Here is a 260-nt window from a genome sequence, read left to right as displayed (position 1 = left end):
GCATCACGGCGGGGATGATGAGCAACCGAACGACGAACGCATCCAGCAGCACGCCGATGGCCAGGCCGAAGCCGATCGACTGGATCATCACCGAGTTCGAGAACACGAAGCCGGAGAAGACCGACGCCATGATCAGCGCTGCCGCGATCACCACGGTGCGCCCGGCGTGGAAACCACGCTGCACAGCCAGCCGCGCCGGTGCGCCGTGCGCGTACGCTTCGCGCATCCCGCTGACCAGGAACAGCTGGTAGTCCATGGCC

The 260-nt window shown here is 66.2% G+C and carries 1 protein-coding gene; it reads right to left on the bottom strand.

Translation table 11 applies throughout. The features are described 5' to 3' along the window. A partial coding sequence (locus BV453_RS01760; RefSeq protein ID WP_249520727.1) for an MMPL family transporter occupies nucleotides 1-260 on the bottom strand: 260 nt, incomplete at both ends.

The sequence above is a fragment of the Microbacterium sp. ER1 genome (assembly GCF_023383675.1).
Classification (GTDB): domain Bacteria; phylum Actinomycetota; class Actinomycetes; order Actinomycetales; family Microbacteriaceae; genus Microbacterium.
The sequence above is the reverse complement of the archived record's forward strand: the minus strand, read 5'-3'. Positions and strand labels throughout refer to the sequence as shown.